Annotated in this window: 18 protein-coding genes; 11 read left to right on the forward strand and 7 right to left on the reverse strand. The window is 58.9% G+C overall.

The window, feature by feature from the left end:
- Positions 1–157 precede the first annotated feature (157 nt).
- Positions 158–754, forward strand: a complete 597-nt coding sequence (locus M9Q49_RS17500) for a hypothetical protein (RefSeq protein ID WP_254510096.1) — start codon at positions 158–160, stop codon at positions 752–754.
- On the opposite strand, the gene fbp is transcribed toward M9Q49_RS17500, so the two are convergent.
- Together fbp and M9Q49_RS17510 are read right to left on the reverse strand one after the other, a co-directional pair.
- Positions 755–1750, reverse strand: coding sequence for a class 1 fructose-bisphosphatase (gene fbp, locus M9Q49_RS17505; RefSeq protein WP_254510097.1), 996 nt, complete (start codon positions 1748–1750; stop codon positions 755–757).
- Positions 1751–1882: 132 nt separating this feature from the next.
- Positions 1883–2395 carry a CinA family protein gene (locus M9Q49_RS17510; RefSeq protein WP_254510098.1) on the reverse strand — a complete coding sequence of 171 codons (513 nt, stop codon included), beginning with the start codon at positions 2393–2395 and terminating at the stop codon, positions 1883–1885.
- Positions 2396–2447: 52 nt separating this feature from the next.
- Here M9Q49_RS17510 and rlmN point away from each other — a divergent pair, with 52 nt between their 5' ends.
- Positions 2448–3485, forward strand: coding sequence for a 23S rRNA (adenine(2503)-C(2))-methyltransferase RlmN (gene rlmN / locus M9Q49_RS17515; protein WP_254510099.1), 1038 nt, complete (start codon positions 2448–2450; stop codon positions 3483–3485).
- On the opposite strand, the gene M9Q49_RS17520 is transcribed toward rlmN, so the two are convergent.
- The 3 genes from M9Q49_RS17520 to M9Q49_RS17530 all read right to left on the reverse strand — a co-directional run bounded on the left by M9Q49_RS17520 (position 3482) and on the right by M9Q49_RS17530 (position 5848).
- Entirely contained in the window at positions 3482–3814 is a 333-nt protein-coding gene (locus M9Q49_RS17520; RefSeq protein WP_254510100.1) for a hypothetical protein, read from the reverse strand. The two genes, rlmN and M9Q49_RS17520, sit on opposite strands and share 4 nt — an antisense overlap.
- Before the next feature lie 144 nt (positions 3815–3958).
- A complete protein-coding gene (locus M9Q49_RS17525) occupies positions 3959–4213 on the reverse strand; it encodes a hypothetical protein (protein WP_254510101.1) in 255 nt (84 codons plus the stop codon).
- A 252-nt stretch (positions 4214–4465) separates the two neighbouring features.
- A complete protein-coding gene (locus M9Q49_RS17530) occupies positions 4466–5848 on the reverse strand; it encodes a bifunctional folylpolyglutamate synthase/dihydrofolate synthase (RefSeq protein WP_254510102.1) in 1383 nt (460 codons plus the stop codon).
- Positions 5849–5985: 137 nt separating this feature from the next.
- Between M9Q49_RS17530 and M9Q49_RS17535 the strand changes: the two genes are divergently transcribed.
- The 6 genes from M9Q49_RS17535 (at position 5986) to M9Q49_RS17560 (ending at position 9941) form a co-directional block, all read left to right on the forward strand.
- Positions 5986–6408, forward strand: a complete 423-nt coding sequence (locus M9Q49_RS17535; RefSeq protein ID WP_254510104.1) for a YbaN family protein — start codon at positions 5986–5988, stop codon at positions 6406–6408.
- A 93-nt stretch (positions 6409–6501) separates the two neighbouring features.
- Entirely contained in the window at positions 6502–7995 is a 1494-nt protein-coding gene (locus M9Q49_RS17540) for a sialate O-acetylesterase (protein WP_254510105.1), read from the forward strand.
- A gap of 132 nt (positions 7996–8127) precedes the next feature.
- The gene (locus M9Q49_RS17545) at positions 8128–8583 is read left to right on the forward strand and encodes a hypothetical protein (protein ID WP_254510106.1); all 456 of its coding nucleotides are present in this window, start codon (positions 8128–8130) and stop codon (positions 8581–8583) included.
- A gap of 121 nt (positions 8584–8704) precedes the next feature.
- Positions 8705–9163 carry a tetratricopeptide repeat protein gene (locus tag M9Q49_RS17550; RefSeq protein ID WP_254510107.1) on the forward strand — a complete coding sequence of 153 codons (459 nt, stop codon included), beginning with the start codon at positions 8705–8707 and terminating at the stop codon, positions 9161–9163.
- Positions 9164–9202: 39 nt separating this feature from the next.
- Complete coding sequence (locus M9Q49_RS17555) at positions 9203–9520, forward strand: hypothetical protein (RefSeq protein ID WP_254510109.1); 318 nt, start codon at positions 9203–9205, stop codon at positions 9518–9520.
- A complete protein-coding gene (locus M9Q49_RS17560; RefSeq protein ID WP_254510110.1) occupies positions 9474–9941 on the forward strand; it encodes a TA system VapC family ribonuclease toxin in 468 nt (155 codons plus the stop codon). The genes M9Q49_RS17555 and M9Q49_RS17560 overlap by 47 nt, the downstream gene beginning before the upstream one ends.
- A gap of 13 nt (positions 9942–9954) precedes the next feature.
- Here the strand turns inward: M9Q49_RS17560 and M9Q49_RS17565 are convergent, their stop codons facing one another.
- Positions 9955–12447 carry an ammonia-forming cytochrome c nitrite reductase subunit c552 gene (locus M9Q49_RS17565; RefSeq protein ID WP_254510111.1) on the reverse strand — a complete coding sequence of 831 codons (2493 nt, stop codon included), beginning with the start codon at positions 12445–12447 and terminating at the stop codon, positions 9955–9957.
- 196 nt (positions 12448–12643) lie between these two features.
- Here M9Q49_RS17565 and M9Q49_RS17570 point away from each other — a divergent pair, with 196 nt between their 5' ends.
- The 3 genes from M9Q49_RS17570 to M9Q49_RS17580 all read left to right on the forward strand — a co-directional run bounded on the left by M9Q49_RS17570 (position 12644) and on the right by M9Q49_RS17580 (position 14790).
- Entirely contained in the window at positions 12644–13108 is a 465-nt protein-coding gene (locus tag M9Q49_RS17570) for a hypothetical protein (RefSeq protein ID WP_254510113.1), read from the forward strand.
- A 150-nt stretch (positions 13109–13258) separates the two neighbouring features.
- Entirely contained in the window at positions 13259–14482 is a 1224-nt protein-coding gene (locus M9Q49_RS17575; RefSeq protein WP_254510114.1) for an exo-alpha-sialidase, read from the forward strand.
- Positions 14479–14790 (forward strand): hypothetical protein, encoded by a 312-nt coding sequence (locus tag M9Q49_RS17580; RefSeq protein WP_254510115.1) that lies wholly within the window; start codon positions 14479–14481, stop codon positions 14788–14790. The genes M9Q49_RS17575 and M9Q49_RS17580 overlap by 4 nt, the downstream gene beginning before the upstream one ends.
- A gap of 29 nt (positions 14791–14819) precedes the next feature.
- Here the strand turns inward: M9Q49_RS17580 and M9Q49_RS17585 are convergent, their stop codons facing one another.
- Positions 14820–17447 carry a hypothetical protein gene (locus M9Q49_RS17585; RefSeq protein WP_254510117.1) on the reverse strand — a complete coding sequence of 876 codons (2628 nt, stop codon included), beginning with the start codon at positions 17445–17447 and terminating at the stop codon, positions 14820–14822.
- Positions 17448–17741 lie beyond the last annotated feature (294 nt).

A 17741-nucleotide genomic window follows, 5' to 3' on the forward strand; every position in this document is an offset into this window, starting at 1 on the left:
GAGGAGACGCCGAGACGTATCAAGATAAATCCATCCGCCCGCATTCTATCGGCAGCAAGCGGCTTCGCGTAGGTCAGCCGGGTATCGCCAGCTCGTGCGAAATCGCATCCAATGCTGACAGAAACAGAGGTATTTCGTTTTCTGCGAGAAAGTATTGATGAGTGCTAACCACTGGCAGGGGATCACCCGCACGTTTGCCGCGGCTGTGGCGATTTTTCTGATCGGGGCGGTTTCGCCAATCGCTGTGTGGGGACAAGGTGCGCCGGATTGGCGGAAACTCGACTTTGCGAAGGGCCGCAAGTTGACCAAAATCCGCGTCGTCGTTCAGGACATGGGCTTCGCGGCTTCCCCAAAAATCAAAGCGGATTTCTCGATCGATCAGCCAGAAATACTCGAACTCTTGCAGAGCGCACTCGCCGATTCGCATATGCCGGTGCCCAGGTCGGAAGGCGGCTTCGCCGGTGCACTGCCGAAGATGCGCATCGAGGCAGTCACCAATCAAGATCGCTTTGCGATCCAAGTGTTCGAACGCTCATTCAATTTGAACGACAAATCGGAGTCGTACGACAGCGACCGAGTGTTCTGGTCCCCCGGTCTGGCATGCCTGCTGGAAGTTCTCCTGGAGAAGAACTCGGAAATTCGCTTGCCGCCGGTAGAGGTCTCGGCCTTGGCTGGCGAGCGACACATCGCTGGGGACCTGAAGCAATTTCGGGAGAAAATCGCCAAGGTCCCTGCACTCCAGGACAAGCCTTGATTACTGCATGATCTTCGCCAGCAGCGCCATTTCCTCCCGGCTGCCGACGACCAGCGGTGTGCGCTGATGGAGCGTCGTCGGCTGGATTTCGAGGATTCGTTTTCGCCCGTCGGTGGCCATGCCGCCCGCTTGTTCGGCGAGCATCGCGATGGGGTTGGCTTCGTACAGCAGTCGCAGCTTGCCGGTCGAATGCGATTTGGTCGGCGGATAGATGAATACGCCACCCTTTAGCAGCATGCGATGAAAATCGGCGACCAGCGAGCCGATGTAGCGTGAGGAATAGGTCCGGCCCGTTTTGCCCGAGCGGAGAATCGAGAGATATTCTTTGTATTCGTCTGGAAAGCTGTCGTAGTTGGCTTCGTTGCAGCTGTACTGCTTGCCGCATTCCGGCATCGTGATCTTCTCGTGGCTGAGCAAGTACGCACCGATCGACGGATCGAGCGTGAAGCCAGCCACGCCGTTGCCGGCTGTGTAGACGAGCATCGTCGACGAGCCGTAGACGACATATCCCGCCGCGATTTGCCGATAGCCGGGTTGCAGTACGTCGCTCATGATGTCGCGCGTACCGGTCGGATCGGGCTCACGCTTCAGAATCGAAAAAATCGTGCCCACGCTGACGTTGACGTCAATGTTGCTCGAGCCATCGAGCGGGTCGAAGACGACCACGTGCTTGCCGTGCTTGCGATCGCGCTCGACGACCACCGGATCGTCATCTTCTTCCGAGGCCATGATCGCTACGTTGCCGCGATTGCCGAGAAACTTCATCAGCACCTGGTTGGCGATAACGTCGAGCTTCTGCTGCACTTCGCCTTGGACGTTTTCATTGTCCGTCGCTCCCAGCACATCGGCGCTGATCCCCGCTCGGCGAACCTGAGCCGCGATGATCTTCGTCGCCAGCGTGATGCCCGACAACAGCCAGGAAAACTCACCGCTGGCCTGCGGATGATGACGGCGTTGTTCTTCGAGAATGTGCTGCTGAACGGTTTGAAGAAGCATGGGGGGAAGGGGCTAGAGGTTAAGGGCCAGGGTGAGGGGTTGAAGCGGTTCGACTTGCTTTTGCACTTTCAGTTATCGTAGCGGAAGCAAAGAAGAGTGCAGAAGATGAGACTGGCCAAGTTTGAATTTCTTTTACCTGCCGCTCACTTCCAAATTGCTTGCCAGAAAGTCCAATGCACCCGCCACCGCCATTTGCTGTCGCTCAATTCGGGCCAGCGGCGGAAGGTGCAACTTTTTGGTCCACACTTCGGCTGATTCCTCTCCCTTGCGCGCTCCCACGGCCAGCCACACCACGCCATCGAGGTCGGCTGGCGCATTCGGGCCAAGATGCCCAGTAATGGCGATCGAGACATCGGCTTCCGGAATTTTTGTCAGCACGCGTTGGGCCATCTGTTGAGCGACAATTTCGCTGACGGGGCCCGGATCGGCGAGCAGTTGCTGGGAAATATCGAGCAGCGCGTGCTTCGTTTCGTTTCGATAAACAATCACGCCGCCGCACAGCCGGGCCGAAATTCCCGCCACGGCGGTAAGTGCACCGGCCACCAGTCCGCCGGTGCAACTTTCTGCCGTAGCCACTTTTTTTTGTCGCGTCGCCAAGAGTTGAGCAACACGGCGGGCCTGAGCGTTGATCTCGGAAGTATCCATCTCTTCAAGATACCACGTCTGCTTTTCCTGCCGTTGGCTACAATAGTGCGGAATGCATAATCTTTACGACCTCACGCCAAACGACCTGACGCAACTCCTCACCGAGTGGGAATTTGCTACTGCGCACGCGCGGCCGTTGTGGCGGCATTTGTATCGCGATCTGGCAACCGAGCTTGCCACGATCGCCGAGTTGCCGCCGAAGTTGCTCGCGCGATTGCAGGCCGAAGCGACACTGGGGCACCTTACCGCCGCGAAGAGTGTGCAGTCGCAGGATGGCCGCACGAACAAGTTTCTGCTGAATCTGCGCGATGGTGAACAAATTGAAACAGTGCAGATGGAGTACGGCGAAGGTCCGCAAACGCGCACGACGGCCTGCCTGAGTTCGCAGGTCGGCTGCGCGCTGGGTTGCGTGTTCTGTGCGACGGGGCAGATGGGATTTACACGCAATCTAACCAGCGGCGAAATTGTCGCGCAAGCTCTCTATGTAGCTCGTCGTTGTCGCGAGCAGGGGCAGCGGCTGAGCAACCTGGTGCTGATGGGAATGGGCGAACCGCTGCTGAACTACGAGGCGGTGATGACCGCACTCGAGATCCTGCACAACTCAGCCGGTCTCGCCATCGGCGCAAAGCAGATAACAATTAGCACGGTCGGCGTCATTCCCGGCATCGTGCGATTGGCCGATGAAGGACGAAAATATTCGCTGGCTGTTTCGCTGCATGCGGGAAATCAACCTGAGCGATTGGCGATGATTCCAGCAGCGCACCCTTGGCCGGTTGCGGAATTGTTGGCGGCCTGTCGCTACTACACCGAGAAGTTGCAGCAGAAGATATTTTTCGAATGGACGCTCATCGCGGGGAAAAATGATTCCACCGACCAAGCTCGCGAACTAGCCGAACTGCTGCAAGGAATTCCCTGTCAGGTGAATTTGATCCCGCTCAACCCGACCGTCGGTTTCGACGGTCAAGCCGGAGACACCGCGGCGATCGCAGCATTTCGAAACATTCTCGCAGAGCGGCAGATCCCCAGCAGCGTTCGCCAGCGTCGCGGCATCGAGATCGCAGCGGGCTGCGGACAGTTGGCCGTGACTTAGGCACTCTTCTTCTTGGCGGTCTTTTTCTTCGTCGCCCGTTTCTTGCGAGTGGCCGCGGCCTTTTTCGCTGATGCTACTCGCGCCGACTTTGGTCGAGCTGCCGATGCAGCGCCGCCGAGCTTGCCACCCTTCTTAGCCGGGGCTTTGTTCACTTTCTTGCCGCGGCCGGAGCCGGACTTCTTTCCACCGCCGCTCATCTTGTTGACCGTGGCCCAGGCCCGCGCCTCGGCGGTCTCTTCGGAGACGCCGCGGTCCTCGTAGCCTTCAGCGATATGCTCGGCCTGACGTTTTTGCTTATCGGTGTACTTGTCCTTGTCGCCGCGTGGCATGACTTCGCTCCAGAGTGAAGTGCAGAAACAGAACTACCCCGCGATGGACGAGGGATCGCCATCGCGGGGCAGCACGGTTTGCGTCACGCTCGGCACATTCTCGGGGAGGCGTGCCAAGTCGCATCGCGAATATTAATTGCCAGCTTACGGGACGGCCGGCGGCGGATTGGTCTTTTCGACTTCCTTGTTGATGGCGTCGTTGGCTTCGCGCTTCTCTTGGAGAATCTTCTTTCCTTCTTCCATCTTCGTGTCTTGGAGCTCGCGCTCCTTATCGGTGATCTTCTTGGCGGCGTTCTTCTCGGCGTCGTGCACGTCCTTGATCTCGCTGTTCACGCTTTTTTGACAGCCAGCCAAACCGAGCCCCGCGGCCAACATCAAACCTAAGATGATTTTCTTCATTGCATGTACTCCAACAGATTCAGCTGCCCGTTCGAGGCAGGCGCACAGCCGAGTAGGTAGTTGATCTATGCCTCGTCTGGTCGGGAGCGTTGAAGCTCACTAACCAACTGCGATGGCCTTAATGCAAAGTGCGGGCCAGACCTGCGAAAGATGCAAAAACAGCCTGTTTTCCAGCGAGAATCGCGGTTCGCTAGCCAGCAGCTGGTGCGAGCACAAGCAAGCTGCCCGCGCGACGATCAAGAAAGATGACAATCACGATACGCACTGCGAGCGCAACTCTGCAGCGAGAAAGAACGAGCCAGTGATGCAGATCAAGTCGTTGTCGCTGGCCAGTGAACGAGCCCGTTGCCAAGCCGCTTGCGGCTCGGCGGCGAGTTCCACTTTTTCTCCGGCTCCTAACGAGTGGGCAAGGTCGCACAGTTCTTCGGGTTCTACGGCGCGAGGATTGTTGACGTACTTCGTCACAATCACACGATCGAATTTAGGGAGCAGCAGTTTCAGCATGCCCGTGGGATCTTTGTCGCGACTGCTGGCGAAGAGCAGAATTCGACAACCGCCGTTTTGCTTCGCCGGAGGAAAACGCAAATCGAGCGCAGCGAGCAAGGCTTCGATCGAAGCCAGATTGTGCGCGACGTCGAGAATGACCGTCGGACTCTCGCGCACGACTTCGATCCGGGCAGTGCAGCAGGCTTCGGCCAGGCCGACGCGGATGTCGTCTTCGCTGATTCGGAATTCGCGTTGCGGCTGCAGCGCACGCACGACGGCGATGGCCGTCGCAGCATTGGTGGCCTGGTGTTCGCCGAGCATGCCGACCGGAAATGGCCCCAGCTTCGTTTTGGGCGATTCTGCAGGTTCGCGATACTCGACCTGCATCCTTCCCGCCGCATCGGTCTCCACGCTGAAATCAAAATCGATTCCCCGCTGCAGCAGCGGCGCTTGTTGCAGGATCGCTACCGATTCGATTGCGTTGCGCGGCTCTTCTTCGCACACGCCGCACACCACCGGTACGCCCGGCTTGATGATGCCCGCCTTCTCGCGAGCGATGGCAGCGAGCGTGTTGCCGAGCTGCTTGACGTGATCGAAGCTGATGCTGGTGATCACCGACAGCCGCGGCGTGCAAATATTCGTCGAATCGAGTCGGCCGCCGAGCCCAACCTCTAGCACGACCGCTTCCGCCCCCGAGCGGGCAAAGTGCAACAGCCCCATCGCCGTGGTGATTTCAAAAAACGTCGGACAACGATTGAGTGGCTCGCGCTCTTCCAGCTTGAGTGTCGCCGCTTCCAGATCGGCGGCGAGTTGCACGAACTCTTGTTCCGTACAAAGCTGACCGTTGATGACAAAGCGTTCTTCCAGTCGCTCGAGATGCGGCGACGTGTAGAGGCCCGTCTTGTATCCAGCCGCTTGTAGGATGCGGGCGATCATCGTCGCCGTCGAACCCTTACCCTTGGTGCCCGCGATGTGCACGATCGGATAAGCCCGATGCGGATCTCCGACCAGACGCAGCAGCGCTTGCATCCGTTCGAGCTTCAGCCCGCCGGTACGATACGGGATCTGCGTCGTCCGCTCATAATTGATGCGGCTGAAGAGAAATTCGAGGGCCGATGTACGATCGACAACGGCGAACGGGGCGGGCATGAATCACCGGAGCTAGGTCAAAAGCAAGGGTGTCATCCTACCTTTTCGGCCGCCCGTTGTGTCGGACCTGGACGCTGCCAGCACCAAGAAAAATAGTTTGCCTAGTAAAAATCGACCAACTGCCGATAATGGCAAGCATGAAGCGTGCGCTCCTGATCGTCGTCGGCTGGCTGAGTGTCGCACTCGCCGTGGCCGGCGCGGTGTTGCCGGTGCTCCCTTGCACCCCTTTCGTCCTGCTGGCAGCCGTTTGCTTCGCACGCAGCAGCCCGCAAGCCATGCGGCGCCTCCGGCGGTCTCCTCTGCTCGGCCCCATCCTCCGCGATTGGCAACGCCAGCGCGGCATGCGCCTGACGGCCAAAATTTCGGCCGTGGTCGTGGCCATCGCCGCTCCGGCGATCACTTTTGCCGTGCAACGGCAGTTGAGCGTTCCGTTCTTCATCTCGCTGGCCGGTGGAGCGGCGGCAATCGCCATCGTCTGCTATTTGCCGACGGTTCGCCCGACAGAAACTTCTGAGAATGACGAAGAGCCGGCCACGGAAAATGTCCGCAGCGCTGCCTAATGCCGACGTTCGTCGTCGCCTCTTGATTCTGCTGCGTGCAGCTATTCAACTGATGAGCCGGTTTGGATCGGTTCATTTCTCCAGGAATCCGCCATGAAGTTTAATGTTCGTTACTACCTCGCCGCAGCGCTTGCGCTCGTTGGCGTTGGCTCGGCGCAGGCCGAAATCAAATTGCCCAAGCTGTTCGGCGACCACATGGTGCTGCAGCGCGAGACCGAAGCCAACCTCTGGGGCTGGGCGGCTCCGGGTGAAGAAGTGAAGGTCTCGCTCGGCGAAGCCACCGTCACCACCAAGGCCGACGACAGCGGCAAGTGGAAGACCAAGATCAAGACCGGCGCTGCCGGCGGTCCGCACGAGCTGAAGTTCAAGGGCTCGAACGAAGTGACGCTGAAGGATGTCTACCTCGGCGAAGTTTGGATCGCGTCGGGTCAGTCGAACATGGAATGGACCGTGTCGAGCTCGCTCAATCCGCAAGAAGAAGCCGCCAACGCCAAGCATCCGCTGATCCGCATGATCAAGGTGCAACGGATTCCGGCCGAAAAGCCCGTCGATGATATTCCGGTTGATCCCGGCACGAAGAAGACCACGCCGACCAGTGGTTGGGCTGTTTGCTCGCCGGAAACCGCCCCCTCGTTTTCAGCCGTTGGCTACTACTTTGCCCGTTACTTGAATCAAGAATTGGCCGGTGTGCCGGTCGGCATTGTCAACGACAACTGGGGCGGCACGGTGTGCGAAGCTTGGACCAGCAACGAAGCTCTCGCGGCTGTTCCCTCGCTGAAGTATTTGGCGGATCGGAAGATCGAAAATCTGCCGGAACGGCCCGATCCCAAAGATCCCACGAAAAAGCTGCCGCCGAAGTTCGATGCCAATCAACCTGCCGTGCTCTTCAACGGCATGCTGGCTCCGGTCATTCCGCTGAGCATTCGCGGCGCGATCTGGTATCAAGGTGAATCGAACGTCGGTCGTGCGCATGAATATGCGACGTTGTTCCCGACGATGATCGCCGATTGGCGCGCCCGCTTCGGCCAAGGCGATTTCCCGTTTCTCTTTGTGCAACTCGCTCCCTACAGGTACAACAGCAGCCCGCGCCTGGCCGAGCTCTGGGATGCGCAAAACAAGACGCTGGCGACCTCACCGAACACCGGCATGTGCGTGACGACCGACATCACCACCATCGGAGACATCCACCCGAAGAACAAGCAAGACGTGGGCAAGCGGCTGGCCTTGTGGGCCTTGGCAAATACCTACGGCAAGAAGGACCTTGTTTACTCCGGCCCGCTGTATGACTCGTCGGAAGTCGAAGGAAACAAGATCCGCGTCAAATTCAAGCACGGCGCTGGTTTGACTGCCAAGGATGACAAACCTCTGACCTACTTCCAAATCGCTGGCGAAGACGAAAAGTTCGTCGATGCCAAGGCGACCATCGATGGCGAAACCATCGTCGTCACCAGCGAAGAAGTGCAAAAGCCCGTCGCCGTTCGCTTCGCCTGGAACGAACTCGCCGAGCCGAATCTCTTCAACAAAGCCGGCCTGCCTGCTTCGCCGTTCCGGACCGACTCGTTCAAGTTGCTCACGGGACCCAAGTAGTCGTCTGTCTCTGTATTTGCATTCACTCCCTCTCCTCGGTACGCCGGGGAGAGGGTCGGGGTGAGGGGCTAACCTTCAAACAGCCCTTGCCCTTCACTCGCTCCCCATTCCCAGCTTCAAGCAAGGAACATCATGACTCGCATTCTCACCGCCGCCTTCATCCTCACGCTGATCTCGGCCTCGGCCGCGTTCGCCCTCCCGCCGATTCCAGACCACGTGCTCGAGCATTACGGCCCCGATGCCAAGATCACGGCCACGCTCAAAGCCCAAATGGGCAAGTGCGGTATGTGCCACATCCCCGGCGCCGACAAAAAAGCCAAGGGTCACGGCCTGAATGATTTCGGCAAGGCCGTGCACGACAACTTCAAGCACAAGGACTACATGGCCGAAGTCGAGAAGTCGAAGAAGGAAGGCGCCGCCGATGCCGACAAGGCCGCCGCGAAAGCCAAGGCCTTGCAGATTCTCGGCGACGCCCTGACCAAGGCCTCGGAACTAAAGAATGCCGACGGCAAAGTCTTCGGCGATCTCATCAAGGCCGGCACCATGCCCGGCACTAACCCGCCGCCAAAGCCGGAAGAAAAGAAGTAGTTCTTCGGCTATTGAATGCGAAGCATTCCCCCTTAAACTCCCTCTCCTTGGTACTCCGGGGAGAGGGCCGGGGTGAAGGGCCGCCCCGCAAAATATCTCAGCCCCCGCAAGTATCCTCATCATGGCCGAACCTCCTTTTGACCTCGCCAAAGCCCACCGCTGGTTCGCCGTCGAACTCAACAACCAAGCCTGGGATCTGCTCGAAAAAGCCGATCGCACGCCCGACGAAACGGAGCGTCTGATCCACGCCGCCCACGCGGCCTGCTTCCACTGGCTGCACGCCGGCAACTTGCTCAATCATCTTCGTGCGCAAAACTTGCTCGCCACGGCCTACGCCCGCTCTGGCTTGGGCGAATCCGCCGTTCGCCACGCAGAAAAATGCCTCGCCTTGAGCAACGAAGCGGGCGATACGCAAACACCTTTCGATCTCGCCACCGCCCACGGATGCGCCGCTGCAGCCTACCGCGCCGCCGGACAACCGACGCAAGCTACCGCGGCCCAACAACAAGCCATCGCCGCAGCAAACAAGTTGACAGATCCCGGCGATCGGCAAGTGTTTGATTCGCTGTATGCGGGCTGAAAACTTGACTTCTCGCGTTTGCGGTCGCAGACTTAATTCATGCTCACGAACATCAATCTTGCTCCCGAACTGGAATCCGCAATTCAGCTGCGTGCGACAAGCGAGGGCCGCGCAGTGCAAGATGTCGTTGCTGACCTGCTAGTTGCGGGGCTCGGGATAACAAAACCGCTCGCGCCGTCGGCACCTGTTCCCAAGGCGCTACCAGTTCTCAGCGGCCGTCTCGATCCACTTGCGAAACCAACTGAACTCAATCCGCAAGAGTGGAGCGAATTACTGAAGAATGCCGATCTCCAACTAGAAATCGAGCGGTATGAAACGGCTACTGGACATCAACACGTGGATCGCTCTGACAGTTGAAACTCACCCGCATCACCTCCTTGCCCGCGGCTGGTACCAAGATGTAACTCTGCATGCCGGAGATCTGGTTTTCTGCGCGGCGACGGAGATTGGCTTCGTCCGCCTAATTACTCAAGCCGCAGTGATGAAGCAGTGCAGCCTTTTGCCCTTCACCAACGCCGAAGCAATCGCATTTCTGGCGAACCTTTACAACGATCTGGCGGTTTCGCGCGAGAGAGAGCCCCCGAATGTGCGCGACCTGTGGTTGTCTTTCAGCAATGTGCAAACAGCATCGCCGCATAAGTGGATGGACGCTTACCTGGCAGCTTTTGCGATCGGAATTTCCGCGGAAGTCGTGACCTTCGATCGCGATTTTCCTCAATACCAAGCCAAAGGTCTGCAGGTCCGTATCCTGCAAAGTAAGCCGCAGGTCGAAACGTAGGCCGGAGCGACGGTTAATTCCGCGCCGGCCCTGCCGGCCGTTGCGAGCTCAATTGCTGTTTGAGTTCGCCCTCGAGTTGTTTCAGATGCACCGGCGCTTCGCGGTCTTTCGTCGCCGTGGAGATAATTTCCAAGGCCTTTTCGGGCCAACCCGTGTCGCGATAGAAGATGGCGAGGGCGAAGGTAGTTTCCGGTGAATGAGGATCGAGCAGCCAAGCCGTGAGGAGCGCGGTGGCCGCTTCTTTGCGCCAGTTTTGCGTGTAGCGGGCAAAGCCTAGCTGCTGTTGCATCACGGCTTCTTCGGGGATGAGGGCGGCATCGCGTTCGACCAAGCTCAGTTCGTCCTGGCGGAGTTTCTCGACTTCAAAATGCAGCGAAGGAATCGGCCGCAGCGCTTCGTCGCGAGCGACGACATTCCCCTGCTGAGAAGCCTGCTCGGCTTGCTCCTGGGCTTCTTGAATCATCCGCTCCAGCAGCATGGCGAGTTGGCCGCGGGGCCCGGTGAAGCTCGGTTGTACGCGAATCGCCGTTTCGTAATGACGCTGGGCATCGCGCAGTTGATTGCGACTTTCGGCGAGTACGCCGAGTTGCAAGTGACCTTCGGCGCGATCGTTCATGATCGACGCGCCGGCTTCGAATTCTTTCCAAACCTCGCGTAGTCGTTGCAATTTGTCGCCGCGAATGTCGGCGTCGGGAATCCTCGCCAAGATTCGCGCGGCTTCGGTTCGTACCAGTCGCGACGGATCATCAATCATCGGCAGCAACAACTTCCGAACCATCGGATCACTGGCGCCTTGCAGGGCAAGAATACACGCCGCGCGAACCTGAATCTCCGAATCCTTCAAGCCATCGGCGAGCGCTTTTGTTACGCCCCCTTCGCTCTGCGGATTGAGATAGGTTCGCAGCTCGAGTGCCGCCGTCGCCCTCGCGATGGCGGGCATCGTGCGCGTGCCGAGTAGTTTGACGAGTTTTTCTTCCGCGCCCGGTTCATTCTCACGGGCCGCATGCAAGGCTTCGGCGAAGTGCGGTTCTTTCTTTCGCTGCTTGCCGTACCATTTTTCGCAGGCGTCGTCGGCCCACTTATCGAGACGATTCAGTTCGGCTTTCACGGTCGCGTCGCCGCGCTCGGCCGCTTGTTGCCAGGCAGCGTACGATTTCAATTCCTTCTGCTCCAGCTTCGGCTTGGTCTTTTCATCAAGCTTCAAATGGCACGCCGTGCAGGCGTTGCCCGTACCGAGTTGCACGCTCAGATCGGGCCGCGGAATTCGCAAGCTGTGGTCGCGGCGCGGATCCACTTCCATGTACGTCGTCGCCGGCATGTGGCATTCGACGCACGAGGCCCCGGTCGAACCTTCCTTGTGGCGATGATGGTTCGGCGTGTCGTACTTCGCAGCTGGATGCTGATGACAATTGGTACAAACCTTGTTGCCGTCGGCTTTCAGCCGGACCGAGTGGGGGTCATGGCAATCGGTGCAGCGAATTCCCTTGTGAAACATTTTGCTCTGCACGAACGAACCATATTCGTACACTTCGTCCAGGATCTGGCCGTCGGCGTGATAGATGTTTCGCGGCAGCAGCTCGTTCGCAAAATAATCGTAGTAGCCGCAGCCCGCCTGAAAATTCGGCGAAATGCCACGCCGCCGCGAATGGCAATTCGCGCACATCTCGACCTGCGGCTTGTTGTCGGTCCCCTTGAGCTTGGCCAGTGCGTGGCCATGCTTGCGATCCCAAAACGGCGAAACAGCCGAGGCCAGTTGCACGTGCAAACTGCCGGGGCCGTGGCAAGCTTCGCAGCTGACGTCGATCTCGGAAAACGTTGTGTGATAGACGCCGGTCGCAACGTCGTAGTTTTTCTGTAAGTTCGTCGAATGGCAGTCGGCACACATGTGGTTCCAGCACTGGGCGAAACCTGTCCAGTGGAGCATGTCATCCGGCGCGAGCTTGTCTTTCACATCGGGCGGATCGAGGTGAAACCATTTTTTCTGAATCGTGTCCCACGACACACGCAGCACCTGCAATCGAGCAATTTCGTTTGCCGGCAACTCGGCAGGCCGATCGAACTCGACCATGTATTGCTGCAGCGGCGTGACGCCGAAGACGTACTTGATTTCAAAATCGGCGAGTTTGCCGTCGGGGCCTTCGGTGTTGATGAAGTACTTGCCATCGCGGCGAAACATTTTCGACGTCACGCCGTAGTGCGTCAGCTGCGCGTCATCGAAATCGGCGAGGACCGTTTTCTCCGTCGCCAGGTCCATGGCCAGATCGTGGTGCGAACCGGTGAACTTGGCGAGTTCCGTCTGATGACATTTCGCGCACGCTTCGCGACCGACAAATTTCGCCTGCTGACTATCAGGAATGCCGAACCAATAATCGGCAGCCAAGCCACCGACGGCCATCATCACGACAGCGGCGGTCGAAAGCATGATCCAAAAGCCGCGCGCCGGCGGACGCCGCACGAGAGCAGGGGCGATTGAAACAGCATCTTTGGCAGAAGGACGGCGGGCCATGCGAACTCGATGATCGATGAAAGGGAGTCCTCCATTCTAGTCACGAAACCCGCAGCGTGGTTATTCTGACGATGCCAAAATCAGACTGTACTATCAGCCGCCGGACAATAACCTCCGGCTTAGACCGCAATGCCTGAGAAGAGCCGGGGGCTAGCGCCCGGCGGCTGATTTCGTCTACCTAAACGCTTGGTGAGCAATGAATGCCGACGATCCGATCGCGTATTTCATCACCTGGTCTGTGTATGGAACTCATTTGCGAGGTGACGTGCGCGGCTGGCGCGAACGTCGCAAGGGAAATCAACTTCCGCAACCACGCCTCGCAGAATGGCATGACGAACGGCTAAATCACGCGGTAATCTTGCTTTTGCCCGAACATCGCCAAGCGGTTGAAGCTGAATGCCGGAAGCACAGCGATCATCGAGGTTGGCACTTATGGGCAATAAATGCACGCACAAATCACGTACATGCCGTGATTTCGGCTACGCAACACGCAGGCAATACCGTTCGAGACCAATTGAAAGCGAATTGCACTCGCCGACTGCGCGGGGAATGGAATGATTTCAGCGATCGGCCAGTTTGGTCCGTCGGAGATGACTGGGAATGCATCAATAATATTGACGATTTAGAGTCAGTTTGTTTTTACGTCCGCGAATTGCAATAAATCGAATCAGCCGCCGGGCGCTAGCCCCCGGCTTTCATAGCGGCATCAAAGCACAAGCCGGGGGCTAGCGCCCGGCGGCTGATTAGGTGGATCATGCAACGGCGAATGTTCGCAAGTCTGGTGGGATTCACTCTCGCGTACCCTAGCGTTGTGAGAACCGCAGAAGAGAAAAATGAAAGTCGCAGCGACGCCTACGCACTGACTCGTCACTCGCCGACGAAGTTTTATGACGGCAAGACTTGCTGGGTGCATCCGCGGGCCGGCATCGTGCCGGGCGCTGGGAAGGATGGTGTGCCGCGGGTCGTGATGACGATGAATACGCTCGATGTCTCCGGCAGCGACGTGTTCAAAGCCGTGCTCTCGATGCACACCGATGATCTCGGCAAAACGTGGACGGAACCGAAACCTCAGGCGTCACTCGCGCCGATCACCGAGAACATCGACGGCGAGGATCGACCGGTGGCCCTGAGCGACTGCTGGCCGACGTGGCATGCGGCGTCGAAGACGTTGCTCGGCACCGGGCACGACGTGGTCTACACCAAGAACTGGAAGGTGCAGAGTCCTCGGCCACGGAGCACAACGTATTCAATTTACGACCCGGCGATCGACAGTTGGTCGAAATGGCAGCGAATGAAGTTGCCGGGCGATCAGTTTGCCGATGCGGGTCCTGGTTGCGTGCAGCGGTACGATAAGGAGGATGGCTCGATCTTGCTGCCGATTTATTTTCGGCCAGCGGGGAAGAACTCACGCGTGATCGTGACGTGTTGCCGCTTCGATGGGAAAGAATTGGCCTATCAAGAGCACGGCAACGAACTCTCGATCGACGATGCGACTCGCGGCTTGCACGAACCGTCGCTCACGCGGTTCCAAGGCGAATACTTTCTCACGTTGCGCAACGACAAGCTCGGTTTCGTTTCGCGCAGCCGAGACGGCTTGCAGTTCAGTCCCATTCAGCCGTGGAAATTCGACGACGGCACGGATCTAGGGAACTACAACACGCAGCAGCATTGGGTGACGCACAGCGACGCGCTCTATCTGGTCTACACACGCAAGGGCGCCAACAACGATCACGTCTTCCGCCATCGCGCGCCCCTCTTCATGGCACAGGTCGATCCGAAAACGCTACGCGTGATTCGCGCGACCGAGCAAATCCTCATTCCCGAACGCGGCGCACGCTACGGCAACTTCGGCGTGACGCAGGTTAGTCCGCACGAGACCTGGGTCACCGAATCCGAATGGATGCAAACCTGGCCGCCGAATACGATCATCCCGGTCGACAACAAGTACGGCGCCAACGGCAGCGTGTGGGTGGCACGCATTCGGTGGAGCAAAGAGAATAAGAATTTCACCAATAGTGAGAGGAGGCCGCTATGAGTAACCTTAGTGATACAATTGTAACTTGCTCAAATACGAGCGAATTGATTGCCGCCGCCAATGCTATTGTTGACCGACTCGGAGGCAGCTTAGGACGCAGGTTCGGCCGCACGATCGGTAAGTATTTGTCTGCGGATTTCGACAATGCACACTTGCAGCTGAATGGACGTTCGGTTGCAGAAATCTTGCAGAGCGATGCAAATGATCGATCTGAAGTTTCCGACAACACCGTCGTGCAAGGTGAAGTTGACGGATACCGGTTCAGCGTGACGAAACCACCGCACGAGCGCCTGAACAGTTGCGACTGAATAGCTAACAACGGCGGGCACCGCGCACGTCAATTCCCGCGAGCCACTTCTCGAATCGGATCAGGATCGAGCAAGTTCACCTGCACGTCATCGATCCAGGCTTCGCCGAGGCCGGTGAGGGCGAAAGTGAGGACGAGGTCGCCGCTTTCGGGAACTGCGCGATAGATGGTGAACTGCCGCCAGCCGCGGGTCAGACGCATGCGATCGGCGAGATCGGGGCCGCCGAGCGAATCGAAGATCATCAAGCCATCGTGGCTGCCGACGATTTGTTGCGGCACATAGGCCCAACCGGTGATGCGGGCGATTTGCTTTTCGCGCACGGGCACCGGACTGCTCGTGATCCAAACGAGAGGCCGTTCGAGCGGGCCGGGCATTTTGCGCACGTCGCGCGGAGCGGCTGCGAGACGGAGTGCACTGCGGCCGCTGTGCGGATTGACGAGCGATAACGAGACTTCGGTTTTTATGTCGTCTGGCACGCGGTCGTAATTCTTCCAGCCGACCTTGGTCATGACGTCGAGTGATTCGAAGTCGCCGGCGCCTTGTGCGTTTGCACTCCAGGTCGCGCCGCGAAGCTTGTCGGCCAACTGCCAGTGGAGCGGCAACGTCGTGAACTGGGCCACGCAGGGGCTCGCCGCAGGGGCATGAAAGCCAACGGCCGTTTGTTCCCAGTGGCCGCGACGGAGACGTGCTTGGAGTTGTTCAGCTTTCACCACAAAGCCGAGCGCGGCAGGAAAGTCGCCGGTCGAGAGCATCCGCTGCGCCTGCGCCAAATTGCTTTCTGCATCGCGCAGCCAGCTCGCGCTTTCCTTGAGAGGATGGCCGGCGGTGCTCAACCGTTGATCGACGTCGGTGATCTGCGACTGCCGGCGCACGGCGAGGTCGTGACGAAGGCGGGTCGAGTCGGATTTGATTTCGGTGATCGTGCGATTCAAAAAATGGATCACGAGGGGATCGTGTGTGACGACCACCAGCGAAGCTGTCGTGGCTTCATCGACGATGATCCGCAACCCGCCCGTCGCGAGCGAAGAGCGAAGTTGCCGCAGCCCCGCCGTCGAAACTTGATAGGCATAGCTGCCGGCTGGCACACCAGGAATGAGGAGCGTGAATTGATTGCGCGGCGCGGGGGGCGTCACGTACTGTTGCGATGCGGCTCGCTGCGTGATGAGCATCAGCCGCGAGCGTTCGGTCTGCCAAACGGCGGCATGCACGCCCGATTCGGGCGACGAGAGTTCATCGCTCAATTGACCGCCGCTGATCCAAGGCTCGACGAGCCGCAGTTCATAGTTGAGCAGTCGCAGGGCATCGGTACGCATCGCGGCAGGAACCGAATCAATACTAAGCGCCGTTTCCGAAGGAAACAAAATCCCGCGCATACCGGCCGCGAGATTCGTATACATCGCGAGCCGCAGCTGTTCGAGATCGGTGTCGTTGGGATGCGTTGAATCGCGGCCGAACAGGGCCAATTGTTGATCGAGAGCGGGCGAGGGTTGCGAATGCACGACGCCCCAGCAAGGAGTGCCCGGACGGGCGATCTTTTGGCGATCCTTCAGCCAATCGCGCTGTTCGCCCAGTTCGCAGCTTGTCGCGTTCGTGCGGCGATCGAGCAGCAACAGCGTTGCCAGACGGCTGTATTCAGCCAATTCGCAATCGGCGCCGGCAACAAGAGGCCGTTGCCGTTGCGGGTCGATGCTGCGAACTTCCGACGCCAGGTCGCGCGTGAAAGGAACATCGCGATCGACCAGGTGGTTGCCGAGGCTCCACCCGAGAACGGATTGAAAGACTTCCGGCGGCGGAGCAGTCGCATCGGCGAACGGCGGCGGCGCGACGATCCACAGGCCGAGGCGTTGTGCTTCTTTGAGCAGTGCTGGCGATGGCGAGGAGTTAAACTTCACCGCGTTGAAGCCCAGCGATTGCAGCCAAGCGAGTGGCTCGCCCTGATGCTGAATGATCCGCGGCATGAACGGCCGACCATGCACCATGAGCATCGAGCCTTGCACTTCGGCGCCGTGAGCCGGCGACGACGGCGAGGGGGCGTTCGGGTCATCATTCAAACTGTTGACGAGCGGCCGCGCCGCATTCATGGCGGTGTTGTCTTGATTGACGAAGCCCTTAATCTCGACATCGTCGATCCAGAGCTGCAAGTTGCCCGGATTGCTGTAAGCATTGATCACCAGCAGGTCGATCTGCGCGCCGCGCACATCAACCGCGGGGCCGAACTCGCGCCGCAAGCGGATGAGCTCCGGACCATCGAGTCGGCGCAGAATTTCTTTCACGTGCAGTTGCTGCCACCGACCGACATCGGAATAAGTGTCGCCGCTCAGTAGAGTCGTCAGCGGTTTGCCGGTGCCACGGTCGGTTGTCCGCGGCAGAACGACGCGGACCATCAGCTGCAGGTTGGCTTTGTCGGCTTTGACCCACAGCGAAGGTTCGAGCTCGGCAATGACCGGCGCTTTGCCGGGCGAGTACGTCAGATGGACGAACGTGCCGTTGCCGACCATCAGCCGAAGGTATTCGCTGCCGCTGCCGGAGCGGGATTCCTTGAAGGTCCGGTCCTGTGCGAGAACTTTTACACCCGCGTCGGCGGCAGCGAGTGTCCAGGCGGGTTGGGTGGATTCGAAGGTATCGCGGAATTGAGCTTGGGCAGCATTCGCAACCAAGAGAGAAATCAGCGCGCAGGTTAAGGCAGTTAGGAGTCTTCTCAAAATGGAAGTACTACGCCGCATCAGCCCCTCAACCCAGCCCTCTCCCCGAAGCGGGGCGAGGGAGTTTTACTCGGTTGCTTCGCAACCGCCTTTTTGTCTTCCCCGTCTCTAGTCTCCTGCCTCTCGCTTCTTCCCCCTACGTAGCCTTTCGGCAACCTGTCGCCGGGAGTGTGGCAATTGCTGTAAGGTGGCCTTGTATCAAGTGTTGCGCGCACGAGCCAGAGCAAACGTGGCGAAAGGGGAACGTCG

Source organism: Anatilimnocola floriformis (assembly GCF_024256385.1).
Classification (GTDB): Bacteria; Planctomycetota; Planctomycetia; order Pirellulales; family Pirellulaceae; genus Anatilimnocola; species Anatilimnocola floriformis.